At 67.8% G+C, this 24,739-nt stretch carries 23 protein-coding genes; 11 read left to right on the top strand and 12 right to left on the bottom strand.

The genetic code is table 11. From position 1 onward, the window contains the following. Nucleotides 1-17 precede the first annotated feature (17 nt). Nucleotides 18-182 carry a hypothetical protein gene (locus AC3WQZ_RS09150; RefSeq protein ID WP_010811070.1) on the bottom strand — a complete coding sequence of 55 codons (165 nt, stop codon included), beginning with the start codon at nt 180-182 and terminating at the stop codon, nt 18-20. A 42-nt stretch (nt 183-224) separates the two neighbouring features. After that, nucleotides 225-404, bottom strand: a complete 180-nt coding sequence (locus AC3WQZ_RS09145) for a hypothetical protein (protein ID WP_010811071.1) — start codon at nt 402-404, stop codon at nt 225-227. A gap of 284 nt (nt 405-688) precedes the next feature. Here AC3WQZ_RS09145 and AC3WQZ_RS09140 point away from each other — a divergent pair, with 284 nt between their 5' ends. From AC3WQZ_RS09140 to AC3WQZ_RS09115, 6 genes are all read left to right on the top strand, one after another. Continuing rightward, on the top strand, nt 689-1,192 hold the full coding sequence (locus AC3WQZ_RS09140) for a membrane protein (protein ID WP_011617622.1): 504 nt from the start codon (nt 689-691) through the stop codon (nt 1,190-1,192). Between the two features lie 263 nt (nt 1,193-1,455). Then, nucleotides 1,456-2,814 (top strand): cytochrome c oxidase subunit II, encoded by a 1,359-nt coding sequence (locus AC3WQZ_RS09135; RefSeq protein WP_439669291.1) that lies wholly within the window; start codon nt 1,456-1,458, stop codon nt 2,812-2,814. A gap of 10 nt (nt 2,815-2,824) precedes the next feature. Further along, the gene (gene ctaD, locus AC3WQZ_RS09130) at nt 2,825-4,582 is read left to right on the top strand and encodes a cytochrome c oxidase subunit I (protein ID WP_010811074.1); all 1,758 of its coding nucleotides are present in this window, start codon (nt 2,825-2,827) and stop codon (nt 4,580-4,582) included. Then, nucleotides 4,579-5,226: a cytochrome c oxidase subunit 3 family protein gene (locus tag AC3WQZ_RS09125; protein ID WP_011617620.1), complete on the top strand. Its 648-nt coding sequence runs from the start codon at nt 4,579-4,581 to the stop codon at nt 5,224-5,226. The genes ctaD and AC3WQZ_RS09125 overlap by 4 nt, the downstream gene beginning before the upstream one ends. A 26-nt stretch (nt 5,227-5,252) precedes the next feature. Beyond that, nucleotides 5,253-5,960 (top strand): heme-copper oxidase subunit III family protein, encoded by a 708-nt coding sequence (locus AC3WQZ_RS09120; RefSeq protein ID WP_011617619.1) that lies wholly within the window; start codon nt 5,253-5,255, stop codon nt 5,958-5,960. A gap of 5 nt (nt 5,961-5,965) precedes the next feature. After that, a complete protein-coding gene (locus AC3WQZ_RS09115; protein ID WP_010811077.1) occupies nt 5,966-6,349 on the top strand; it encodes a cytochrome C oxidase subunit IV family protein in 384 nt (127 codons plus the stop codon). Nucleotides 6,350-6,415: 66 nt separating this feature from the next. Here the strand turns inward: AC3WQZ_RS09115 and AC3WQZ_RS09110 are convergent, their stop codons facing one another. Both AC3WQZ_RS09110 and AC3WQZ_RS09105 read right to left on the bottom strand, forming a co-directional pair. Next, complete coding sequence (locus AC3WQZ_RS09110; RefSeq protein ID WP_011617618.1) at nt 6,416-7,843, bottom strand: NAD-dependent succinate-semialdehyde dehydrogenase; 1,428 nt, start codon at nt 7,841-7,843, stop codon at nt 6,416-6,418. 122 nt (nt 7,844-7,965) lie between these two features. Then, the gene (locus AC3WQZ_RS09105; protein WP_010811079.1) at nt 7,966-8,754 is read right to left on the bottom strand and encodes an MHYT domain-containing protein; all 789 of its coding nucleotides are present in this window, start codon (nt 8,752-8,754) and stop codon (nt 7,966-7,968) included. 229 nt (nt 8,755-8,983) lie between these two features. Between AC3WQZ_RS09105 and AC3WQZ_RS09100 the strand changes: the two genes are divergently transcribed. From AC3WQZ_RS09100 to AC3WQZ_RS09085, 4 genes are all read left to right on the top strand, one after another. Next, complete coding sequence (locus tag AC3WQZ_RS09100) at nt 8,984-10,474, top strand: MATE family efflux transporter (protein WP_492296368.1); 1,491 nt, start codon at nt 8,984-8,986, stop codon at nt 10,472-10,474. A gap of 443 nt (nt 10,475-10,917) precedes the next feature. Next, nucleotides 10,918-11,379 carry a tripartite tricarboxylate transporter TctB family protein gene (locus tag AC3WQZ_RS09095; RefSeq protein ID WP_010811081.1) on the top strand — a complete coding sequence of 154 codons (462 nt, stop codon included), beginning with the start codon at nt 10,918-10,920 and terminating at the stop codon, nt 11,377-11,379. 12 nt (nt 11,380-11,391) lie between these two features. Further along, complete coding sequence (locus AC3WQZ_RS09090; RefSeq protein ID WP_010811082.1) at nt 11,392-12,894, top strand: tripartite tricarboxylate transporter permease; 1,503 nt, start codon at nt 11,392-11,394, stop codon at nt 12,892-12,894. Between the two features lie 217 nt (nt 12,895-13,111). Beyond that, entirely contained in the window at nt 13,112-13,414 is a 303-nt protein-coding gene (locus AC3WQZ_RS09085) for a helix-turn-helix transcriptional regulator (protein ID WP_010811083.1), read from the top strand. A 97-nt stretch (nt 13,415-13,511) separates the two neighbouring features. Here the strand turns inward: AC3WQZ_RS09085 and AC3WQZ_RS09080 are convergent, their stop codons facing one another. The 8 genes from AC3WQZ_RS09080 to AC3WQZ_RS09045 form a co-directional block, all read right to left on the bottom strand. Continuing rightward, a complete protein-coding gene (locus AC3WQZ_RS09080) occupies nt 13,512-14,291 on the bottom strand; it encodes a DUF4397 domain-containing protein (RefSeq protein WP_492300370.1) in 780 nt (259 codons plus the stop codon). A gap of 335 nt (nt 14,292-14,626) precedes the next feature. Beyond that, nucleotides 14,627-15,646: a response regulator gene (locus AC3WQZ_RS09075; RefSeq protein ID WP_010811085.1), complete on the bottom strand. Its 1,020-nt coding sequence runs from the start codon at nt 15,644-15,646 to the stop codon at nt 14,627-14,629. Nucleotides 15,647-15,700: 54 nt separating this feature from the next. After that, entirely contained in the window at nt 15,701-16,720 is a 1,020-nt protein-coding gene (locus AC3WQZ_RS09070; RefSeq protein ID WP_010811086.1) for a chemotaxis response regulator protein-glutamate methylesterase, read from the bottom strand. Beyond that, a complete protein-coding gene (locus AC3WQZ_RS09065) occupies nt 16,717-18,972 on the bottom strand; it encodes a hybrid sensor histidine kinase/response regulator (protein WP_058696564.1) in 2,256 nt (751 codons plus the stop codon). Before AC3WQZ_RS09065 ends, AC3WQZ_RS09070 begins: the two co-directional genes overlap by 4 nt. Next, nucleotides 18,969-19,655, bottom strand: a complete 687-nt coding sequence (locus tag AC3WQZ_RS09060) for a chemotaxis protein CheW (RefSeq protein ID WP_492300368.1) — start codon at nt 19,653-19,655, stop codon at nt 18,969-18,971. Before AC3WQZ_RS09060 ends, AC3WQZ_RS09065 begins: the two co-directional genes overlap by 4 nt. Then, entirely contained in the window at nt 19,648-20,919 is a 1,272-nt protein-coding gene (locus AC3WQZ_RS09055; RefSeq protein ID WP_492300366.1) for a CheR family methyltransferase, read from the bottom strand. Before AC3WQZ_RS09055 ends, AC3WQZ_RS09060 begins: the two co-directional genes overlap by 8 nt. Beyond that, nucleotides 20,916-21,392, bottom strand: coding sequence for a chemotaxis protein CheW (locus tag AC3WQZ_RS09050; RefSeq protein ID WP_010811090.1), 477 nt, complete (start codon nt 21,390-21,392; stop codon nt 20,916-20,918). Before AC3WQZ_RS09050 ends, AC3WQZ_RS09055 begins: the two co-directional genes overlap by 4 nt. An 18-nt stretch (nt 21,393-21,410) precedes the next feature. Next, entirely contained in the window at nt 21,411-23,066 is a 1,656-nt protein-coding gene (locus AC3WQZ_RS09045; RefSeq protein ID WP_011617610.1) for a methyl-accepting chemotaxis protein, read from the bottom strand. A 245-nt stretch (nt 23,067-23,311) separates the two neighbouring features. Here AC3WQZ_RS09045 and AC3WQZ_RS09040 point away from each other — a divergent pair, with 245 nt between their 5' ends. Beyond that, a complete protein-coding gene (locus tag AC3WQZ_RS09040; protein WP_011617609.1) occupies nt 23,312-24,640 on the top strand; it encodes a putative bifunctional diguanylate cyclase/phosphodiesterase in 1,329 nt (442 codons plus the stop codon). Nucleotides 24,641-24,739 lie beyond the last annotated feature (99 nt).

The raw sequence follows: 24,739 nt of genomic DNA, 5'->3' as shown, positions 1-24,739 counted from the left end.
AGAACGCTTGTTGGGGCCTAGCCGTGCCGTCGCAGCGTATGCCGGCACAGCCCGGCGCGTTGCCGTTGTGCAGCGCAACGCCGGTAGCGCATCCGGTACGGATGGCTGCAGCGCCAGATGGCCCGCAAGACGGTAATGAACAGCAGCGCCGCCATGACGGCAGCAAGCAGGCCGATCGACATAACGGCCCTCCTCCCCAAAAACCGTCTGTCCGACCTCTGGGGTCAGATCAGCAGCGGTAATGCCTCTAGCACCAACACGGCAACCAGTGCGCCGATCAGGGCGCCCATGGTCCGGCAACTGATGCGCAGGTACTTGGCAGTCACCGGGATCGAACCCATGGCGATCACGCCTACCAGCGCCATCGGAATCAGGAATACAAGATCATGCGCGGTGAAGTGCATGGCGGTCTCCTGTCTCTCTTTTGTGATTCCAGTATAGGCAGTGTGTGCCCGATGCATGGCTGCGTGCATCGGGATTGTCCCGAACACGGGAGATGCGGACACCACCCAGGTACCGATGCGCGCACTTAGGACGGTTCAGGCGTTGCGCTGCGTACGCATGCCCCACGTTTTTCGCCATGCGAACCCCCGAAGCGGGAAACACGTGTCCTATGCTGATCAGAGACGCGGGGCCCCGTTCCCATTCAAGTCCAATGCCCCGCGGACCGAGAGAGACGGAGGTGGCTATGGAACTTCACATGCAATCGCACCACTACGTGCGGCGGCAGCCGGACTGGACCGCGGCAGCGGTCTCGGGGCTGGCGGCCGGGGCGTTGCTGCTGGTGCTGGAGCTGTTCTGGTCGTCGATGGTGTCGGGCGTGAACCCGTGGATCGCCACGCGCATGATCGCCGGGATCCTGATGGGCCAGGACGTGCTGCAGAGCGCAACGTTTACCGTCGGCACGGTGGCCGCGGCGCTGGTGATCCATTTCGTGCTGGGCGCCGTGCTGGGCATGATCCTGGCGGCCATCATCGCGCCATTCACGCTGGATTCGAGCCTGGGCATGGCAATGCTGGCGGGCGCCGTGTTTGGCATGGTAGTGTACTTCTTCAATTTCTATGTGATGACGTTGGCCTTCCACTGGTTTGTCGAGGTGCGCGGGTGGCATACCTTCATCGGGCATCTGATCTTCGGGATGGCCGCGGCGGCATGCTACTGGAAGCTGGAGAGCAAGGACGTATCGCACTGACAGCGCTTCGGGGCAGGGCGCGGCGAGCGCCGGCTCATGGCGGTTGCGTTGCGCGCGCCAGCCTTTGGGCGGGTACGCGCGCAAGACCTGCGGCGGCCGGAACCAGGGGTTCCCGCCGCCGCTTTTTCTCGCGCTGCGCGCTTGTGCAGTGCGACACCAATGCATTGGCATGTCGCCTTGCAGTGACCTGACGGCATGCACTAGTCTTATGTCTACCTGCGTGACTTGCGCATCCCTCGCCGCGCGCGAGGAGGAGGGTGGATATGGCGTTGGCCATCGCACTCGTAGTCATGGTCGTCGGTTCGGTGCTCTTCCATTTCATGAGCCCGTGGTGGGCGACCCCGCTGGCGTCCAACTGGCAGCAGATGGACGACACGCTGACCATTACCCTGGTCATCACCGGCATTTTCTTCATCGGCATCAACCTGTTTGTCGGCTACATCGTCTGGCGCTTCCGGCATGAGGCGCCGCATCCCAATGGCGGCACCGGCCACCGCGCGTCCTACCACCCGGAGAACAGCAAGCTCGAACTGTGGCTGATCGGCGGCACCACGCTGGGCGTGGTGCTGCTGCTGGCGCCGGGCCTGTTCGTCTACGCCGACTACGTGCGCCCGCCGCGCGAAGCGATGGTGATGGAAGTGGTGGGGCAGCAGTGGTCCTGGGCCTTCCGCTTTCCCGGCAAGAGCGGCCAGCTGGGTGCTTCCGATGCGCGCTTTGTCACCGGTGCGAATCCGCTCGGGCTGGACCCCGACGATCCGCGTGGCCTGGACAATATCGTGATCGTCGGACCGGAGGTGCACCTGCCGCTGAACAAGCCGGTCAAAGTGCTGTTGCGCTCCAAGGACGTGCTGCATGACTTCTACGTGCCGCCGTTCCGCGCGCGCATGAACATGGTGCCGGGCATGGTGACGTCGTTCTGGTTCACGCCGACGCAGGCGGGGCGCTTCGATATCCTGTGCGCGCAGCTGTGCGGCGTGGGGCACTACAACATGCGCGGCACGGTGGTGGTGGAAGAACCGGCTGCGTACGAGGCATGGCTGGCCAGGCAGCAGACCTTTGCCATGACGCTGGCGAAGGCCGCGGCACCGCCGGCGGCAATGGCCGCTGCCGCACCCGGCGCCGCGGGCGACGCCGGCACCGTCGAGAAGGGACGCGCGCTGGCGCAGAGCAAGGGCTGCGTCGGCTGCCACAGCATCGACGGCAATCCGGGCGTGGGGCCGACCTGGAAGGGCCTGTACGGCAAGACCGAGACCTTTGTCGACGGCAGCAGCGCCAAGGTGGACGATGCCTTCCTGCACAAGGAGATCACCGACCCCAATGCGCGGCTGGTCAAGGGCTTCGGCCCGGTGATGCCGAAGTTGCCGATGAGCGAGGATGAGGTCGCGGCACTGACCGCCTATATCAAGTCGGCCGGCAGCGGCGCGGCGGAAGCCGGCACGGTGGCGCCGGTGGCGCCCGCGGACGTGCCCGCCGGCCCGGCTGCCGCGACCAGCGCCGCCACCACGGCAACCGCTGGCTCTGGGGCGCCCGCTGCCACGCCCGGGGCCGCGTCCGGCACCTATACGACTTCGACGGCCGTGGCCGTGCCGCCCTCGGCGGCACCCGCGCCCGCCAGGAAGTGAGGAGACCCGCATGGCTTACGCCGACGATGCCGCCCATCACGCGCCGCAGAGCTTCTGGACCCGCTATGTCTGGAGCCAGGACCACAAGGTGATCGCCGTGCAGTACACCATCGTGGCGATCGTGGTGGGCCTGGTGGGCGTGGCGCTGTCCAACCTGATGCGCATGCAGCTTGGCTTCCCGGGGCGCTTCGAGTTCATCGACGCCAACCGCTACTACCAGTTCGTCACCATGCACGGCATGATCATGGTGATCTACCTGCTGACGGCGCTGTTCCTGGGCGGCTTCGGCAACTACCTGATCCCGCTGATGGTGGGGGCGCGCGACATGGTGTTCCCCTTCCTCAACATGCTCAGCTTCTGGGTCTACCTGCTGTCGGTGATCGTGCTGCTGGCCAGCTTCTTCGTGCCCGGAGGGCCCACCGGCGCGGGCTGGACGCTATACCCGCCGCAGGCCATCCTGCCCGGCACCCCAGGCCATGACTGGGGCATCATCCTGATGCTGGTGTCGCTGGCGATCTTTATCGTCGCGGCCACCATGGGCGGCCTCAACTACGTCACCACCGTGCTGCAGGCGCGCACGGAAGGAATGACGCTGCTGCGCATGCCGCTGTCGGTATGGGGCATCTTCATGGCCACCATCCTGGCGCTGCTGGCGTTCCCGGCGCTGTTCGTGTCGGCGGTGATGATGCTGCTGGACAAGACCCTCGGCACCAGCTTCTTCATGCCGGCGATGGTGTCGATGGGGCAGCAGCTGCAGTACAAGGGCGGCAGCCCCCTGCTGTTCCAGCACCTGTTCTGGTTCTTCGGCCACCCCGAGGTGTATATCGTCGCGCTGCCGGCCTTCGGCATCGTCTCGGACCTGGTCAGCGTGCATTCGCGCAAGAGCATCTTCGGCTACCGCACCATGGTGTGGGCAATCCTGGCGATCGGGGTGCTATCGGTGGTGGTGTGGGCCCACCACATGTTCGTCAGCGGCATGAACCCGTACTTCGGCTTCTTCTTTGCCACCACCACGCTGATCATCGCCATCCCCACCGCGATCAAGGTCTACAACTGGGTCATCACGCTATGGCGCGGCGATATCCATTTCACCGTGCCGATGCTGTTCGCGATCGCCTTCATCAGCACCTTCGTCATCGGCGGCCTGACCGGGCTGTTCCTGGGCAATGTCAGCGTGGATATCCCGCTGTCCAACACCTACTTCGTGGTGGCGCACTTCCATATGGTGATGGGCGTGTCGCCGATCCTGGTGGTGTTCGGCGGCCTCTACCACTGGTACCCGAAGGTCACTGGCCGGATGCTGGACGACAGCATGGGCCGGATCCATTTCTGGGTCACCTTCGTCGGCACCTACGCCATCTTCTTCCCGATGCACTACCTGGGCGTGCTGGGCATGCCGCGCCGCTACTACGCCTACGAGAACTACGCCTTTATCCCGGAGTCGGCGCATGTGATGAACATGTACATCTCGGTGGCCGCCTTCATCGTCGCCACGGCGCAGCTGCTCTTTGTCTTCAACCTGGTGTGGAGCCTGTGGCATGGCCGCAAGGCCGACGCCAACCCGTGGCGCGCGGCCTCGCTGGAATGGCAGACGCCGCAGACGCCGCCCGCGCACGGCAACTGGGGGCCGCACCTGCCGGTGGTGTACCGCTGGGCCTATGCCTACAGCGTGCCGGGCGCGCGCGAGGACTTTATCGCGCAGAACGCGCCGCCGGAAGAGGGCGGGGCCGAGCCTGAACCGCATGCCAGCCGCGGAGCCGTCGCATGAACGCCGAAGCCCTGTACAAGGTCAGCCGCGACGATTTCGGCGGCAGCCCGTCCGACGAGAATGCCGCCAACCACCGGCCGCAAGGGCGCGCCCCCGCGAGCATCGGCCTGTGGGTGTTCATGGGCGTGGTGACCTCGCTGTTTGCGCTGTTCCTGACCGCCTATGCGCTGCGCATGGACAGCCCGGACTGGCACCGCATCGGGCTGCCCTGGCAGGTGTGGCTGTCCACCGCGCTGCTGGGCGCCGGCAGCGTGGCGATGGCGGTGTCGTCGCGCGCCGCGGGCCGGGGCGAGATGGCCGTGGCCAGGCAGGCGCTGCGCCTGGGCGGTCTGGGCGCGGCCGGCTTCGTCGCCTCGCAGCTGTGGGCCTGGCAGGCACTGGGCGCGATGCAGGTGATGCCTGCCGGCAACCCGGCCGGCAGCTTCTTCTACCTGCTGACAGCGATGCACGGCCTGCACGTGCTGGGCGGCCTGGCCGGCTGGGGCTTTGCCATGTCGTCGCGCGGCAGCGGCGAGGCCGCGGTGCTGCGCATGCGGCTGTGCGCGCGCTACTGGCATTTCCTGCTGGCGGTATGGGTGGTGCTGCTGGCGGCGCTGGGGTGGCTTACGCCCGAACTGGTGCGCTATATCTGCGGCACGGCCTAGCGGCGGCGGCAGCAAGGAGGACCGGCATGTCAACGCAACTGTCTTCACCATCGAGCCCACCCGGCGTGGCGCCCGCGCCCCCGGTGGGCGGCGTGCGCGGCCTGCTGGCCGACTGGTCGTCGGACCAGCAGGCCTTCAAGGTGTCGTGGGGCAAGGCCATGATGTGGATCTTCCTGCTGTCCGACACCTTCGTCTTCAGCTGCTTCCTGACCGGCTACATGACCGTGCGCATGTCGACCACGGTGCCGTGGCCCAACCCCAGCGAGGTGTTCGCGCTGCACGTGGGTGGCGCCGACATTCCGTTGCTGCTGATCGCCATCATGACCTTCGTGCTGATCACCAGCAGCGGCACCATGGCGATGGCGGTCAACTTTGCCTACCGGCGCGCGCGCCGCGAGTGCGCGCTGCTGATGTTCGTCACCGCGCTGTTCGGCGTCATGTTCGTCGGCATGCAGGCCTTCGAATGGACCAAGCTGATCGTGGACGAGGGCGTGCGCCCGTGGACCAACCCGATGGGGGCGGCGCAGTTCGGCTCGACCTTCTTCATGATCACGGGCTTCCACGGGCTGCATGTGTCGTGCGGCGTGGTGTACCTGCTGATCGTGGCCACGCGCGTGCTGCGCGGACGCTACGAGGCCACCGGCAACTACCAGATCGTGGAGATCGCGGGCCTGTACTGGCACTTCGTCGACCTGGTCTGGGTGTTTATCTTTGCGTTGTTCTATCTCTGGTGACGGCCATGGCATCGAATCCGGCAACTCCCGCAACCCCGGTGACGCCAGCGCATGGCTCCGGCAACGATGCCGGGCATGCCGCGCACTCCGGCCAGCAGCATCCTATCGGGCTGTACCTGAAGATCTGGCTGCTGCTGTTCGTTCTGTCGACGCTGTCGTACCTGGTCGACTATTTCCATGTCACCGGCTACCTGCGCTGGACGCTGATCCTGGTGTTCATGGGGCTGAAGGCGGGGCTGATCGTGGCAGTGTTCATGCACATGGCATGGGAGCGCATGGCGCTGATCTGCGCCATCCTGGTACCGCCGCTGTGCCTGCTGGTGCTGGTCTGGCTGATGGCGGAAGAAGCGAATCATACGTTCCTGACGCGCGGTATCTTCTTCCGCTGACGGGGAGGCGCCGCCGGCCCCGGGGAGGGAGCCGGCGGCAAGCCGCCTTGCACCGCGCCCGGGCGCTCAGGCCTGGGTGATGAACTTGGTTACCAGGTAGCCATCGAAGGTCTCCTGGCCGCCTTCGCTGCCGATGCCCGAATCCTTGATGCCCCCGAACGGGGTCTCGGCCAGCGCCATGCCGAAGTGGTTGATGTTGACCATGCCGGCTTCCAGGCCGTTGGATACTTCGGTCGCGGTCTTCAGCGAGTTGGTGAACACATACGAGGCCAGGCCAAAGGGCAGGCTGTTGGCGCGGCGCAGCACCTCGGCCGTGTCCTTGAAGCGCGTCACGGGCGCCACCGGGCCGAACGGCTCGTCGGTCATCAGACGCGAGTCGTCGGGCAGGTCGGTGACCACGGTGGGCGCGAAGAAATAGCCCTTGTCCCCCAGGCGCGAGCCGCCTGCCACCACCTTGCCGCCACGCTGGCTGGCATCGTCCAGGAACTGCTCCATTGACAGCACGCGGCGCTCATGCGCCAGCGGCCCCATCTGGGTGCCGTCCTCCAGGCCGTTGCCGACCTTGATCGAGCCGATCACCTCGGTAAAGCGCGCCAGGAAGCGGTCATAGGCTTTCTCCTGGACATAGAAGCGCGTCGGCGACACGCATACCTGGCCGGCATTGCGCAGCTTGAAGCGCGCCAGCATCTCGGCGGCGGGGTCGATGTCGGCGTCGTCGAACACCAGCACCGGCGAATGGCCGCCCAGCTCCATGGTCACGCGCTTCATATGCGCGCCGGCCAGCGCCGCCAGCTGCTTGCCCACCGGCACCGAGCCGGTGAATGAAATCTTGCGCACGATCGGCGATTCGATCAGGTAGGTCGAGACCTCGCTGGGCACGCCCCAGACGATGTTGAGCACGCCCGGGGGCAGGCCCGCATCATGGAACAGCTGCGCCAGCGCCACCACCGCGCTGGGCGAGTCTTCCGGCCCCTTCAGGATCAGCGTGCAGCCCGCGCCCAGCGCCGACACGATCTTGCGGATGGCCTGGTTGAACGGGAAGTTCCACGGCGTGAAGGCGGCGCACACGCCGATCGGCTCGCGCACCACGATCTGGCGCACATTGGGCTGGCGCGGCGGGATCACGCGGCCGTAGATGCGGCGGCATTCCTCGGCATGCCAGTCGGCGTGCTCGGCGCAGACCATCACTTCGCCGACGGCTTCGGCCAGCGGCTTGCCCTGGTCCAGCGTGATATTGCGGCCGATCTCCTTGGCGCGCTCGCGGGTGAGCTCGCCCACGCGGCGCAGGATCCTGGCGCGCTCCAGCGGCGAGGTCTTCTTCCAGGTTTCAAAGGCGCGCTGCGCGGCGGCCAGCGCGCGGTCCAGGTCGGCGCGGCTGGCGTGCGGCAGCTTGCCCAGCACTTCCTGCGTGGCCGGGTTGATGACATCCTGCTCGCGCCGGTCGCCTCCCTTGATGAATTCTCCGTCGATATAGAGGGCGAGATCCTGGTACATGCGTGTTCTCCTGGTGGGCGGTGAAACCGCAAGCTTAACCCGGCGGCCGCGTTCATGCAGCGCGCCGGGTGTGTTCCCAGGAGGAATGTGCGGGAATGTCCCCGCGGCCGGTTCAGCCGATGTCAGGCGGCATCGCGCGTGCGCGCCACCGGCACGACTTCAGCCCCGGTGCGGGTGGCTTCCACCACCAGGATCACGAGCAGCGTGATCAGCGTCAGGCCGAACACCGCATAGCCGATGCTGTCGCCCTCGATGGCGAACAGGCTGGGCGCGTAGGTCGGGCTGGTGCAGATCATGGTGCCCGCAGACATGCCGGTGTAGTGCATGCCGCAGACGGCAACGCCCATGACCACTGCAGCTGCCAGCTGCTTGCCGCGGGTCTTCACCGTGGTGGCCAGCCACAGCGCCACCACCGACACCACCACGGCGATCACCACCGACAGCCCGATGATGGCCAGGTCCCAGTCGAAGCGGGTGTTGGAGCGGATCGCGGCCATGCCGGTGTAGTGCATCGCCACCACGCCCAGCCCGGTCAGCACGCCGCCCTTGACCACGTTGTCGGTACGGCTGCCGCACGGGCGCGAGGCGATCGCCAGTCCGGCGCCGGCCAGCACCATCACGACCACCAGCGAAGCCAGCGTCATGAACAGTCCGAACTCGCGGTGCGTCGGGGTCTGGTAGGCCACCATGCCGATGAAATGCATCGACCAGACCGCGCCGCCGCCCAGCGCCACGCTGGCGCACAACAGCCGGTCCACGTCCAGGCGGCCGTCGGGCATGCGCACGCGCCGCGACCAGCGCAGGCCCACGTAGGCGCCGCAGACAGAGATCAGGAACGACAGGCCCACCATCGGCCAGTCATAGGCAAACGGCACCAGGGCGCCGGAAACAGGCTGGAAACCGACAAACATGACCCCACCTCCTCGTTTTGACTGCGACTGAAGGGCGCACGCGCATGCCGGGCATTGCTTCCGGCAGCCGGCCTGGGACGCGGTGGTCCCGTGCCGAGTATGCAGGGGGCCGCAACCGGAGGGGAATAACTCATTCAGGTAAAGAGCACGGCGCTGTGCCGGCCGTGTGTCCTTGTAGCTGCCTCCGGGCAGGAATAGACTGGGCGGATTTCCCCATGCGCGACGCCTCATGAAGCCAGACGCCAGACTGACCACCGGCCCGATCGGCCGCACCCTGCTGCTGTTCTCGCTGCCGGTGCTCGGCAGCAACATCCTGCAGTCGCTGAACGCCTCGATCAATTCGGTCTGGGTCGGCCGCTTCCTGGGCGAGGCCGCGCTGACGGCAACCTCCAACGCCAACATCATTCTGTTCTTCCTGCTGGGCGTGGTGTTCGGTATCAGCATGGCCAACACCATCATGATCGGACAGGCCGTGGGCGCGCGCGACCTGGACGAGGCGCGTCGCGTGGTCGGCACCAGCACCACCTTCTTTGTCGGGCTGTCGGTGCTGGCCTCGGCGCTGGGCTATTTCTATACGCCGGCCATCCTCGCGGCGATGCACACGCCGGAAGACGCCGCGCCGCTGGCGGTGAGCTACCTGCGCATCATCTTCCTGGCGCTGCCATTCATGTACTTCTACAACTTCGTGATGATGACGCTGCGCGGCGCGGGCGATTCGCGCACGCCGTTCTGGTTCATGCTGTTGTCGGTGGTGCTGGACGTGGCGCTCAACCCGGTGCTGATCTTCGGTATGGGCCCGGTCCCGCCGCTGGGTATCGCGGGCTCGGCGCTGGCCACGCTGATGGCACAGCTGGCGAGCCTGGCGGCGATGATGGTGCTGCTGTACCGGCGCCACCATTTCCTGCTGCTGCACCGTGGCCAGCTTGCACTGCTGCGGCCTGATCCGGCAATCCTGCGGGCGCTGGTGGTCAAGGGCTTGCCGATGGGCCTGCAGATGGTGGTGATCTCGTCGTCGGCGATCGTGATGATGGCGCTGGTCAATGCCTATGGCTCGCAGACCACCGCCGCCTACGGCGTGGCCTCGCAGCTGTGGACCTATGTGCAGATGCCCGCGCTGGCGGTAGGCGCGAGCGTGTCATCGATGGTGGCGCAGAACGTCGGCGCCGGACTGTGGCAGCGGGTGTCGCGCATCACGCGCGTGGGGCTGCTGATCAATGTGGTGATGACCGGTGCGCTGGTCGCGCTGATCTATCTGTTCAACCGGCATTCGCTGGGGCTGTTCCTGGGCACTGACGGCGTCGCCATCGGCATCGCGCAGCATATCAACGTGGTGGTGCTGTGGTCGTTCATCCTGTTTGGCTTCACCATCGTCATCTTCGGCACGGTGCGCGCCACCGGCGCGGTGATGGCGCCGCTGGTGATCCTGTTCCTGTCGATGTGGGTGATCCGGCTGCCGTTCGCGTGGTTGCTGGGACCGCGCATCGGCGCCGAGGCGATCTGGTGGAGCTTTCCGCTGGGCTCGGTGGTGTCGCTGGTGCTGGCGGCCGGCTACTACCGCTTCGGCAACTGGCGCCGCAGCCATATCCTGCCCACCGTGCCGCACCCGGCGCAAGCCGTGGGGCAGGCGCCCGATACCAGCATGGGAGCGCCCTGCGAAGACGCGGGCGAGGTCGTCGAGGAGACCGCCTCTGCAACGCCCGAGCCCGCAGTCGTGCGCTGAGCTGCAGCGGCCCGCGATCGTGCCGCCGGCTTTGAAAGCCATTCGAAAGATCGGTGTGTCATCGTGTCATCGCTGGCACTCCCGCCCAGCGCACGTGTCGCCTGCCTGGCCAGAGCAGGCGCGCATCCTTCCGGCCGCGCCTTGCCTTGATGCAAGTGCGCGTGCCGTCTTGTTCGCCTGACATTCCCGTCGACTTTTCTTCCGGATTCTTCATCGAAAAATACATCACGTTGTGATGTATTTTTTTCATGAATAGGCTGGATTTGCCCTTGTTTCCAAGGGGTATCGGTGAATACCCCTAAACCAAGACAAATGAAAGGCACCTGAAAGATCACGTCTCTAAGGTTCGGGTCAACCGTCGGGGAGCATGCGCGCCGCATGCCTTGCCGCTCGAGCCAGTGCGTCCCCGGCATGGCATTTCGTGAACTTTGAGGAGAATCGTTTTGCGCATACGCAGCCAAAAGGACTTTGCCTCCGGCCTGATGTTCGTTCTGGTCGGTCTGGGCTTTTCCTGGGTCGCTCGCGGCTATTCCATGGGAACGGCCGCGAAGATGGGACCCGGATATTTTCCATTCCTGCTGGGACTGGTGCTGGCAGTGCTGGGGGCGGTGGTGCTGCTGTCCTCGCTGTCGCCCAAGGGCGAGGAAGACCATCTGGCGCGCTGGGACCTGAAGACGCTGCTGTGGATCCTCGGTTCGGTGGTGCTGTTCGGCCTGCTGCTCAAGCCGCTGGGCATGGTGCTGTCGGTGTTCGTGCTGGTGATGGTGTCGTCGATGGCCAGCCATGAATTCAGCTGGAAGGGCGCGCTGCTCAACGCCGTGGTGCTGGTGCTGATCAGCCTTGGCGCATTCGTCTACGGCATCAACCTGCAGATGCCGGTGTGGCCGGCCTTTATCACCGGTTAAGGAGCGCCGACCATGGAATTGTTTGATCACCTTGCGCTGGGCTTTTCCACGGCCCTGTCGCTGCAGAACCTGGCCTACGCCTTCCTGGGCTGCGTGCTGGGTACCCTGATCGGCGTGCTGCCGGGCCTGGGGCCGCTGGCCACCATCGCCATGCTGCTGCCGATCACCTACACGCTGCCGCCGGTGGCCGCGCTGATCATGCTGGCCGGCATCTACTACGGCGCCCAGTACGGCGGTTCGACCACCGCCATCCTGGTCAACCTGCCTGGCGAATCGTCATCGGTGGTGACCACCATCGACGGCTACCAGATGGCAAGGCGAGGACGAGCGGGGGTGGCGCTGGCCACCGCCGGCCTGGGCTCGTTCTTTGCCGGCTGCGTGGCCACCCTGATCCTGGCAGCCTTTGCCACGCCGCTGTCTGAACTGGCGTTCAAGTTCGGCCCTGCCGAATACTTCTCGCTGATGGTGCTGGGCCTGATCGGCGCCGTGGTGCTGGCCTCGGGGTCGCTGCCCAAGGCGATCTCGATGATCGTGCTGGGGCTGTTGCTGGGCCTGATCGGCACCGACGTGAACTCGGGCGCGGCGCGCTTCTCATTCGATGTGCCGGAACTGACCGATGGCATCGACTTCGTGGCGCTGGCCATGGGCATGTTCGGCTTTGCCGAGATCATCGCCAACCTGGAGCAGAAGGAAGCGCGCGAGACCTTCACCAACCGCGTGACCAACCTGTTCCCGACCAGGGAAGACTTCAGGCGCATGATCCCGGCTGTGCTGCGCGGCACCGCGCTGGGCTCCGCGCTTGGCATCCTGCCCGGTGGTGGCGCGGCGCTGGCCTCGTTCGCGGCGTACTCGCTGGAGAAGAAGACCTCCAAGTACGCACATGAATTCGGCAAGGGCGCGATCGAAGGCGTGGCAGGTCCGGAGTCTGCCAACAACGCCGCGGCACAAACCTCGTTCATCCCGCTGCTGACGCTGGGCATTCCGCCCAACGCGGTGATGGCGCTGATGGTGGGTGCGATGACCATCCACAACATCCAGCCCGGCCCGCAGGTGATGACCAGCAACCCGGCGCTGTTCTGGGGCCTGATCGCCTCGATGTGGATCGGCAACCTGATGCTGATCATCCTGAACCTGCCGATGATCGGCATCTGGGTGAAGCTGCTGACCGTGCCGTACCGCTTCCTGTACCCGGCGATCCTGGTGTTCTGCGGCATTGGCGTGTACTCAGTCAACAACCAGACCTTCGACGTGTTCATGGCCGCCGGCTTTGGCATCATCGGCTACCTGTTCCTGAAGCTGCGCTGCGAACCCGCTCCGCTGCTGCTGGGCTTCGTGCTGGGGCCGATGATGGAAGAGAACTTCCGCCGCACGCTGCTGCTGTCGCGTGGTGACTTCACCGTGTTCGTGACCCGGCCGCTGTCGGTCGGACTGCTGATCGCAGCCGCTGCCCTGGTTGCAGTAGTGGCGCTGCCGTCGATCAAGGCCAAGCGCGAAGAAGCGTTCCAGGAAGAATAGCGCCACGCGCGCTCCCCGGAAGGGCGCCGGCCTGTTTGATGCCGGCCGGCGCACGCAACGCAAGCAAACGGGGTGCCTTCGCGCACCCCGTTTGCTTTCGCGGGCCGATCGCGTATCCGCCCGCCATCAAGACCAGAGAGCGCCCGACTGCGGCAGCAGTCATGGGCTGCGCATGATGATCAGGATTCCCGCACCATCGGGTGCGCCGACAGCGCCCATGAAACCGCCCATCTTTGACCGGCTTTTCTCACGCATCCATGTGCTCAAGCTTGTGCAGTCGAGCCCGTCCACGGTCCTGAGCCTGGTCGACCGGCTGCGCGAGCGCGGCATCGACAAGAATATCCGCTCGTTGCGGCCGATCCTGCGCAGCCTGATGATGGCGCGGGCCATTACTGCCGAGCTGGTTGAAGGCTGTGGCCGCGTCTATTGCATCACCGAGCAGGGGCGGGCGGAGCTGGAGGCTTATATGTCGCACCTGGCGGTGCTGAAGGCGGAGCTGGAGCCGGGGGCAGAAGAGTAGGGGCAGTCAGCTGCCACCCGTCAGACAAAAAAGGCCGGCCCATCGGACCGGCCTTCTGCATGCTGCCCGCCTGCCGCAGGCAGCTGCAAGCACGCTGTTACTGCGTTACGAGTTCAAGACCAGCTTGCGACTCATCATCGCCGCGTGCCACCAGCACCTTGATCTTGTTCGGCGTCAGGCCGGCAATGCCATCCACCGGGATCGTGGTGATCAGCCAGTCAGCGTTGTTGGCCAGGGTCAGTGCGCCGGAATCGAAGATCACGGTCTTGGTCCCCGCGGTGGTGATGCGCAGGCGGTAGGTGGTGTTGCCATCCACGTCGATCGAGTCGGTGCCCGAGGCTGGCACAGCCTGCTTGTAGCCCACGTTGGCGAAGGTCGGGCCCACCGAGTTCAGGTCGATGGCCGGCAAGGTCAGGTAGATGTCAATGTTCTGCGCATTGAACGAGGCGTTCAGGCTGCGCACGCGTGCCTTGTGCGACAGCAGGCCCTTCTCGAACGGATCGTCGATCGTCAGCGTTTCAGCGGAGCTCGCACCCGGCAGCGCGACCACGGTGTATTTGTGGCCGGTGGCGGCGGTCAGGGTGGCGCGGCCCAGTTCCGTCTGCGTGCCAGCCGTGTTGAAGGAGATCAGCTGGTTGCCGGTTTCGACATTGAAGTAGGTCGAGACGAACTTGTAAGGCTTGTTCACGAAGCTGGTCAGGGTGCCGTTCTGCAGCACGTCGACGTTCGGGCCGCCGGTGATGGCGTGGATCACGCGGATCGTCGGCTTGCTCAGCCCGATGCGGTCGTCGATGCCGTCATCACCGCCGCCGCAGCCAGTCAGGACTGCAGTGGCAGCTAACGCGAGGCCGATAAACAGGGTCTTGGATCGGAACATGGGTCACCTCTTGCTGTTGGAGGAGTCAGAGACGATCTGGCCCATGCCCGCGCGGGGGCGCGCCGGTCGCGTGGCCAGTTGGCTGTCTGTTGTTGCAGGCGCAGCGATTGCACCTGTCGTGATGCAACGATAGGTATCAACCCAGGGGCGAGACAGGCGCGGGGCTCCGAATCGCATGTCGGACAATTCCGACAAGCGGTGACGCGTGCGTGCGTGGCGGGGCCGGCCAGGCCCGCAGGTGCGGGGCCTGGCGGGACGTTGGCCGGGCTGGTGGCCCGGTTGGCCGGTGGCCGCCAGTGTGTAACTGGTTGTTGCGGCTGTGCTGCTGCAGTGACTCAGCCTTGCGCCATCATCACCTGGTTGCGGCCATTGCGCTTGGCCTGGTAGAGGCCTGCATCAGCGGCTTCCACTACCTGGTTCGGCGCCTGGTCAGGCTGGGGCACCAGCACGGCGCCGCCGATGCTGACGGTGACGCAGTCGGCGGTGGGGGAGCCGCCGTGGGCAATGGCCAGCCCCTGCACTGCGCGCCGCACCTTTTCGGCCAGCAGCCGCACGCCGCCCGGCGAGGTCGCCGGCAGCACCATGGCGAATTCCTCTCCGCCAAAACGCGCGGGCAGGTCGGTGGGGCGCACGCAATTGTCGCGGATCACGGCGGCCACGCGGCGCAGCACCTCGTCTCCGGCGACGTGGCCGTAGGTGTCGTTGTAGGCCTTGAACGCGTCGACGTCGATCATCAGCAGCGCCACCTGGGTTTGCTCGCGCAGCGCGCGGCGCCATTCCGCGCCGAGGTATTCATCGAAATAGCGCCGGTTGGACAAGCCGGTCAGGCCGTCTGAATTGGTCAGCCGCTGCAGCTCCAGGTTGGTTTCCAGCAGTTGTTGCTGGCTTTGCCGCAGCGCGCGATAGGCTTCGTCGCGCTGCAGCTGGTTCAGGTAGGAGCGCGAGTGGTAGCGGATGCGCGCAATCAGCTCGATGCTGTCGGGCAGCTTGACCAGGTAGTCGTTGGCGCCGGAGGCAAATGCCGCGCCCTTGGTCGCGGCATCTTCCTTGGTCGAAAGCACGATGATGGGGATGTCGCGCGTGGCGGGGTTCTCGCGATAGCGCTGCACCAGCGTCAGGCCGTCCACGCCCGGCATCACCAGGTCCTGCAGGATCACGGTGGGCTTGGTGCGCTGCGCCACCGCCACGGCCTCGTCGGGCTGCGCGCAGTAGTGGAAGTCGATGTCGGCTTCGGTGGAGAGCGCGCGGCGCACCGCTTCGCCGACCATGGCCTGGTCGTCCACCAGCAGCACCATGGCAAGGTAGTCCTTGTCGGCCGCAGGCGCTGCGGGTCGGTTGGGTAATTCGGGTTGCATGTTCAGTTCCTGGGTGTCACGGTCCCGGTGCCGGCCGCGACGTATTGCATCGGGTCAAAGCGGCACGGTGCCGCCGCATGCCTGCACCAGCCGCGGCGCAATGCGCGGCAGCGGCAGGATCTCCGCGGCCGCGCCCATGGCTGCGGCGGCCTTGGGCATACCGTACACGGCGCTGGTGGCGCGATCCTGGGCGATGGTCAGGAAGCCGCGCTCGCGCATCGCCTTCAGCCCCAGCGCGCCGTCGCGGCCCATGCCGGTGAGCAGCACGCCGATCACGTCGCCGCGCCAGTGCTCCACCACGCTTTCAAAGAACACATCGATGGAGGGGCGGTACAGGTAGTCGCAGGGCTGTTCGGAGTAGGCCATGCGCGTGGGGCTGGCCAGGCGCAGGTGGTCGTTGGTGCCGGCCAGCAGCACCGTGCCGGCCTGGGGCGCGTCGCCGGCGCGGGCAATGCGCACCGGCAGCTTGCACTGTCCGTCGAGCCAGTCGGCCATGCCGGCGGCAAAGGCTTCGTCCACATGCTGCACGGTGACCACCGCGGCGCCGAAGTCCGCCGGCAGCGCGCCCAGCAGCGTGGCCAGCGCGGCCGGGCCGCCGGCCGAGGCGCCGATCGCCACCAGCCGTGGTGCGGCCACTGCGCGCGGCGCTGCCGTCAGCCTATGCTGCGGGGCCACGCGGCCGGCCAGCAGGCGGCCGATATTGCGCAGCTTGCGCAGCAGCGGCCCGGCGGCAAGCTGGGCGTCGGGCTCGACCAGCGTGGGGGTGTCGACCGCGTCGATGGCGCCGTGGCCCATTGCGTCGAACACCTGCGAGGCATTGCGGCCCAGGTCCATGGTCACCACCACGATGGCGCAGGGGGTGGCGGACATGATGCGCCGGGTCGCCTCGACGCCGTCCATGACCGGCATCAGCAGGTCCATCAGGATCAGGTCCGGGGTCTGGCGCGCGGCCATCTGCACCGCCTGTTCGCCGTCGCCGGCGACCCAGGCGATCTCGAACGACGGATCCAGCGCAAGCGCGCGGCGCAGCGCGGCTACCGCAAGCGCCGAGTCATTGACGATGCCGATCTTCATGGGCGTGCCTCGCCGATCAGGTCATGGACCGCGTCGAGCAACGCGGCGTCGTGGAAACTGCCCTTGGCCAGATAATAGTCCGCGCCGGCCTCGAGCCCGCGCTGGCGGTCCTGTTCGCGGTCCTTGTACGACACCACCATCACCGGCAGCTGCCGCAGCGCGGCGTCCTGCCGGATCCGGCGCACCAGCTCGATGCCGTCCATGCGCGGCATGTCGATATCGGTGATGACCAGGTCGAAGGGCTCGGCGCGCAGCACATTCCAGCCGTCCATGCCGTCGACCGCCACCGCCACGTCATAGCCGCGCCCGGCCAGCAGCTTGCGCTGCAGCTCGCGCACGGTGAGCGAGTCATCCACCACCAGCACGCGCCGCGCGCGCGCCTGGACGCTGGCCACGGCCGCCTGCCGCACGCCTTCGATGCGGCCCTCGGAGACCAGCTTCTCGACCGAGCGGATCACGTCCTCGACATCGAAGATCAGCACCGGCGTGCCGTCGTCGGTGAGGCTGCCGGCGGCGATGTCGCGGACCTTGCCCAGTGCCGCCGGCAGCGGCTGCACCACCAGCAGGCGCTCGCCCAGCATGCGGTCGACGGCAATGCCATAGATGCGCTCGGCCTCGCCGATGACCACCACTGGCACTTGCGCGTGCGCATTGGCAGCGTCAGCCTCGGGGCGTTGCAGCACCTGCGCCGCGCTGACCAGCCCGATGGCGCGGCCTTCGTGGCGGAAATGCTGGTGCCCTTCGGTCTGCTCGATCTCGCTGCGCGCCACCGAGGCCGCGCGCAGCACGCGGCCCAGCGGGAAGGCATAGGCTTCGCCCGCGACCTCCACCAGCAGAGCGCGCACCACCGACAGCGTCAGTGGCAACTCCATCCGGAAGTGCAGGCCCTGGCCCGGCTGCTGCGTCAGGCGCAGGCTGCCACGCACGCGGCGCACCATCTCCTGCACGGCATCGAGGCCCACGCCGCGGCCGGAGACCTCGGAGACCGAGTCGCGCATGCTGAAACCCGGCAGCAGCAGGAAGTCGAGCAGCTCTGCCTGCGACAGCCGTGCCGCGGTCTCTGCGGACGCCAGCCGCCGCCGCACGATGGCGTGGCGCAGGGCTTCCAGGTCGACGCCGGCGCCGTCGTCGAAGATTTCGATCACCAGGCGGCCCGCGTTGTGGCGCGCCTGCAGCGTGACGCGGCCTTCCGCCGGCTTGCCCTGCGCCGCGCGCACCTCGGGCGCTTCGATGCCGTGGTCCACCGCGTTGCGCAGCAGGTGCGCCAGCGGCGCGTCCAGTGCTTCCAGGATATCGCGGTCCACCTGGGTGCCGGCGCCGATCAGGTCCAGGTGCACCGGCTTGCCGAGCGCGCGCCCGAGGTCGCGCACCATGCGCGCATAGCCGGTCAGCGCGTCCGCCAGCGGGCGCATGCGCGAGGCCAGCGCGCTGTCATAGAGCCGGCGCGCCAGCCGCGTGGCGCGGTGATCGTACTGTTCGAACTCTTCCAGCCGCGCGGCCAGCTGATCGTGGCTTTCGTCCAGCAGCTGGCGCAGTTCTGCCAGCGCGGTGTGCGCAGCCGCGCCCGCGTTGCCGTCCTGCAAGGCTTGCTGCAGCGCATCGACGGCGCGCAGTGCGCGTGCCTGTTGCCGCCTTGCCTTCTGCAGCGAGGTGCCGAAGGGGCGCAGCCAGTGCGACTCGACCATGGCCTCGCCGGACAGCGCCAGCAACTGGTCAAGCGCGTCGGCATTCACGCGCAGCATGCGCTCCTGTGTGTCGTCTGCCGGTGCCGGCGGCGCCGGTATCGCGGGCGCTGGTTCCGGTAACGGGGCCGGCGCTGGCTGTGCCTGCACGACCGGCGCCGCGGCACCGCCATCGACCGTGCCCAGCCGCTGCACCACTGCATCGATCTCGGCGCGGCCCGCGTGCTCGGCCCAGCCCGGATTGCCGCCGGGCGGATGGCCGATGCGCAGCAGCAGGTCGGTGCCTTGCAGCAGCGCGTCGATATGCGCGGCGGTCAGCGGCATGCCGCCCTGTGCGGCGACCAGGCAGTCTTCCATGGCGTGTGCTACGCGCACGCCGCCATCGAGCCCGACGATGCGGGCCGCGCCCTTGAGCGAGTGGGCGGCACGCATGCAGGCTTCGAGCTGCTCGGCGGCTGCCGGGTTGCGCTCCAGCGCCAGCAGGCCGGCATTGAGGACTTCGGCCTGGGCATCGGCCTCGAGCGCGAACAGTTCCAGCAGCGAGGCGTCGCGCAGTTGCTCGGAATTCATGCCAGGCTCCTGGCCAGCGCCTGGCGTACCAGTGCGGCATCGAGCAGCCCGACGCTGCGGCCCTGGTCGAGGAACAGCGCCTGCGTGTAGCGCGCCGAGGCCCGCGCAAGGGTGGCGGGCAGCGGCTGCAGCGCGGGCTGCGGCACGCGGGCGATGCCAGACACCTCGGCCACCGGCAGCGCGATCGCGGCGCGGCCCTGCCCGAGGATCAGGAAACGGCTGCCGCTGGCACTTTCACCGGCGCCCGCGTCGAACAGCCGGGCCAGCGACAGGCAGGCCAGCAGGTTGCCGCGCACCGCGGCCAGCCCCAGCACGGCGGCATCGCGCCGGTGCGGCAGCGAATGGATCGGGCAGGGGGCGGTGACTTCGCTCAGCGCTGCGGTTGGCAAGGCCAGCCACTCATCGCCGATGCGGAACACCAGGCAGGCCAGCGCGGTGCCGCGTTCTGCCGGCAAGGCCCCGTCATCGTCGGTGAACGTGGCGGCATCGGGCAGTGCCTCCGGCATTACGTCCAGCCGTTGCGCGTCCAGCAGCATGGCCGCGGCCCGGGCGTAGGTGGGGCAGTTGCGGCAGTGCGCGTGCTCGGCCAGGGCGGGGCACGAGCCGTCGCCGCGCACGCCGATGCGCCGCCAGCAGTCGTCGACGTTTTCGGTGCGCCGGAGAATGCCTGGGGACTCAGCCATGGTGCTTGCGGGTGTGGCGTTGCGCGCGCTGGCGCAGGTGCATGGCGCCAGCGTGATCGCCTTCGGTATCGAGCAGCGCGGCCAGGTGGTACAGGCTTTCCTGGTGCGCCGGGTCCAGGTACAGCGCCTTGCGGTAGGCGGCATGGGCCTGCGCGGCGCGGCCCGCGGCGTCGTGCAGCACACCCAGCATGCAATAGGCGTCGGCGTTGGCATCCGCGGTGCGCTCGAGCAGCGCCAGGCAGGCTGCGGTGGCAGCCTCCAGCTCGCCGCGGTCGGCCTGGGCGGCAATGGCAGCCAGCGCGGCGCGCTGATCGTTGCCAGGCGCGGGCGCTGCGGGCCGCAGGGGCGGGGGCGTGACCGGGACCGGCCGCATCGAGGCAGGCGGCCGCGGCAGCCGTGGCGGTGCGGCCATGCGCGGCGGCTGGGCCGCGTGCACGGGCGCACGCGGCGCCGCCCTGGCGGCGGGCACGGCGGACGGCTTGCGGAAGGCAAAGGTCAGCGGCAGGCCGACCGGCTCCAGGCCCTGCGCGCTCAGCACGCTGGCCTCGGCCGGCCCGACAAAGAGAATGCCGTCGGCAGCGGCCAGCCGCGCCAGCGTCTGCACCGCATGCCGCTGCCCCGGCGCGTCGAAGTAGATCAGCAGGTTGCGGCAGAACACGAAGTCATAGGGCCGCTCGCCGGCCAGCAGGCCGGGATCGACCAGGTTGCCCTGCAGCAGCCGCACCTGTGCGCGCACGCGTGCATCCAGCACATAGCCGCTGGGCGTGGCCGTGAAATAGCGGTCGCGGAAATCCAGCGGCGCGCTGCGAAACGCGTTTGCGCCGTATTCGCCCTGGCGTGCGCGGGCCAGCGCGCGGGCGCTGATGTCCACCGCATCGATGGCAAAGCGGCCCGCCGGCACGCCCGCATCGAGCATGGCCATGGCGATCGAGTAGGGCTCTTCGCCGGTGGAGCAGGGCAGGCTCAGCACGCGCAGGGTGCGCCTGCCGTCGGCAAAGGCGCGCTCGGCGGCAAGGCGGCCCAGCGCCAGCAGTGCTTCGCGATGCCGGAAGAACCAGGTCTCGGGCACCACCACGGCCTCGATCAGGGCCTGGAATTCATCGGCGGTGCCGTGCAGCAAGTCCCAGTAGGCCTGGGTGTCCGGCGCCTGCCGTGCCTGCTGGCGCTCACGCACGGCGCGTGCTACCGCGCCGGTGCCGATGGCGCCGGCGTCCAGGCCGATGCGGGCCTTGAGCAGGGCCTCGATGTGCGTGGCAGTGCTCATGCCGCGGCCTCCCCGGAGGTGTCGGCAAACAGCATGGCATGGACGTCGTCCGGCAGCAGGGCATCGACCCGCACCCACTGCAGCAGGCCGCGCGCGTCGTGCCGCACCGGCCCAAGGTAGCGCGGGCTGGCTCCGGCGATGCCGCCGTCGACAAACGATTTCACCGGGCAGCGCAGCGTCTGGGTGGCCGATTCCAGGCGCAGGCCCAGCAGCCGGCCGGCCTCGCCGCCATGGCGGCGGTAGTGGACCAGCACCGTGCGCGTGCTGGTGCGCAGCGCCGCCGGCACGCCGGTGGCCAGCGCCGGCAGGTCGATCACCGGCACCGGCTGGCCGCGGCGCTCCATCAGGCCCGCCACCCAGGCCGGCGCGCCGGGGATCTGCTTGAGCCGCGTGAGCGGCAGCACCTCGGCCACCTCGGCGGCATCGAGCGCATAGTGGTCAGCGCCGAGGCGGAACAGCAGGAAAAGTTTCATGGCGGCGGGGCGCAGGCCCTAGACCTTGAAGCGCGAGACGCCGCTGCGCAGGTCGTTGGCCACCAGCGTCAGTTCGTCGATCGCCTGGCTCGACTGGCGCAGCGACTCCACGGTCTGCTGCGCGGCCTCGGACAGCTGCATCAGCGCCTGGTTGATCTGCTCGGCGCCGCCGGCCTGGGCCTGCATGCCTTCATTGACCATCAGCACGCGCGGCGCCAGCGACTGCACCTGCGCGATGATCTGCGACAGCTGGTCGCCGACCTGCGTGACCTCGGACATGCCGCGGCGCACTTCCTCCGAGAACTTGTCCATGCCCATCACGCCCGCCGACACCGCCGACTGGATCTCGCGCACCATCTGCTCGATATCGTAGGTGGCCACCGCGGTCTGGTCGGCCAGGCGGCGGATCTCGGTCGCCACCACGGCAAAGCCGCGGCCGTATTCGCCGGCCTTCTCGGCCTCGATCGCGGCGTTCAGCGACAGCAGGTTGGTCTGGTCGGCCACCTTGGCGATGGTGGTCACGACCTGGTTGATATTGCTGGCCTTTTCGTTGAGCGTGGCCAGCTTGGCATTGACCGAGCCGGCGGCGTCCATCACATGCTGCATGGTGCCTTCCATGCGCGACAGCCCGACCTGGCCGGTGCCGGCCAGCCCGGCCGCCTGCTCGGCGGCGCTGGAGACTTCATGGATGGTGCGCACCAGGTCGCGCGCGGTGGCCGAGATCTCGCGCGAGGTCGCGCCGATCTGGGTCGTGGTGGCGGCGGTCTCGGTGGCGGTGGCCTGTTGCTGGCGCGCCGTCGCGGCGATCTCGTTGACCGAGGTGGTGACCTGGATCGCGGTGCGCTGCGCCTGGCCCACCAGCGAGGTCAGCTCTCCCGTCATCTGGTTGAAACCTGCCTCCACTTCCTGGAATTCGTCCTTGCGGCGCAGCGCCATGCGCAGGCGCAGGTCGCCGCCGCGGATGCCGGACAGCAGGTTGACGATCGACTGCATCGGCACTGTGATCGCGCGCAGCAGCAGGTAGCCGCAGACGATGGCGACCACCAGGGCCACGATCAGTGCCGCTTCGATGCCGATCTTGGCGGCATTGACGGCGTCGTCGATGCCGCGCGCCGCCCGCGCATTGACCGCGCTGTTGTCGTCCACCAGGTGCTGGGCGGCCTTGCGCGCCTCGATCCAGCGGTCATGCACGGTGCCGCGCAACGCGGCTGAGGCGGCGGCGCCGTTCCACTCGCCCGTCCGGGTCAGGATCTGGGCTGCCTGTTCGTATTGCGCGCGCACGTCCCGATAGGCCCTGAAGGCGGCGCGGTCTTCGTCGCGCGTGATCGAGGTCTCGTACTGCTGCTCGACCTTGTCGAGCCGGCTTGCGGCGTCCTGGCCCTGTTGCTGGAAGCTGCGCCGCTCGGCCTCGTCGGCGGCATTGATGGTCTGCCACGCCAGCACGTAGCGCTCGCCCCAGATGCCGCGGATGCCGGTACTGTGGTTCAGTCCGGGCAGCGCGTCCTTCAGCATCAGCGTGGTTTCGCGCTCAATGGCGCTCAGGCGGGTGTAGGAGACAACGCCCATCAGCGCCATGACAAGCAGGATCAGCGAAAAGCTTGCCAGGATGCGCGTGCGGATGGTCCATTCGTTCACGGTGTGGTCCCGGTGATGTTCTTGTTCAGGAGCGGCCATTCCCCGCAAAGCCGCCTCAGGGGCTCCTCTCGGGGTAGCAAGGGGCGGCGCGGCGGCGGCGGGCGGCCTCGACGCGCGGTAGGGTACTGTAAGCCGGGACCCGATTCAACGCGCAATGCGGCGCCGTTGCGCGGGTGCATAGCCATTCCCGCCACAATCGGAACTGCTTGATTTTTTCCAAGTTTTCGTCACACTTGCTAAATTGCTAGCGGGTAACAATGTCGACAATTACAGATGGGGCAGGGATGGTGGCCAAGTCGGGGGCGAAGGCGACTGGCGCCTCGCCAGGCTCGGATCTCGATCCGCTGACCGGCGTTGACAATCGCCAGGGATTTCTGAAGCGGCTGGAGGCACGCCTGCAGAGCGAGGCGGTGCCCCGCTGTGCTTTGCTGTTGATCGGCATTGACGATTTCCGCGCCTTCAACGACATGCACGGGCATGCCGAAGGCGACCTGATCCTGCAGCGCGTGGCCCGCCGCCTGCGCGACGCCTCGCCGCGCGACGCTGCCATCGGCCGCATTGGCAGCGACGAGTTCGGTGTGCTGCTTCCCTCCATTGCGGATCCCACGCTGGTGCGCCATGTCGGCGCGGCGATCCTCTCGATGCTGTCCTCCCCGCATGAGAACGCGGGTGGCCGCCACCATGTGCTGGCCAGCATCGGCGCCTGCGTGATCCCCGCCGCCGGCGAACAGGGGTCAGACGTGCTGGCCGCGGCCAGCCTGGCGCTGGCCCGCGCCAAGCACGACGGCGGCCGCACCATCCGCTTCTTCAAGCCGCAGATGCGCTCGGACGTGACCACGCGGCTGTCGCTGGTGCAGGCGTTGCACGAAGCCTATGCCCAGCGCCAGTTCGAGCTGCTGTACCAGCCGCAGGTCGACCTGCGCGACGGCCGCGTGCACGGTGCCGAGGCGCTGATGCGCTGGCGCCATCCGACCCGCGGCCTGCTGGCGCCGGCCGCCTTCATCGACGCGCTGGCCGGCAGCAGCATCGCCAGCGATGTCGGCATGTGGCTGCTGCAGACCGCCTGCGCCCAGGCGCGCGCGTGGTCGCTGGCCTTTCCCCAGCCGCCGCGGGTGGCGATCAACCTGTTCGCGGCCCAGCTGTCCGAAAGCCGGCTGCTGACCGAGGTGCGCCACGTGCTGCGCGCGCTGGAACTGGCCCCGGACTGCCTGGAGATCGAGATCACCGAAACCATCGCGCTGCAGCAGGGCGACGAGGTCGCGGACCAGCTGCAGGCGCTGCGCCGCGACGGCGTGACGCTGACTTGCGATGACTTCGGCACCGGCTATGCCTCGCTCAGCTTCCTGAAGTCGTTCCCGGTGGACCGGCTCAAGATCGACCAGTCCTTTATCCGCAACGTGACCGAAGACCCGGTCGATGCCGCAATCGTGCGCTCGGTGATCAACGTGGGCGCAAGCCTGCACATTGGCGTGGTCGCAGAAGGCGTGGAAACGCCCGAGCAGCGCGACTTCCTGCTGGCCAACGGCTGCCATGAGGCGCAGGGCTACCTGTACGGCCGCCCGATGCCGGCCGAGCGCCTGACCGAAATGCTGCGCCAGCAGTCCGGCCGCTGAGCCGCTTCCGCCGCCGTTTTGCCCCCCGCCCTGTCAGGGAAGTTGTTTCCACCTTTGACGGCGAGCCTGCTCGTCCCGGGCACCCGCTGACCCCCCGCC

Source organism: Cupriavidus sp. FW305-26 (assembly GCF_058787975.1).
The sequence above is the reverse complement of the archived record's forward strand: the minus strand, read 5'-3'. Positions and strand labels throughout refer to the sequence as shown.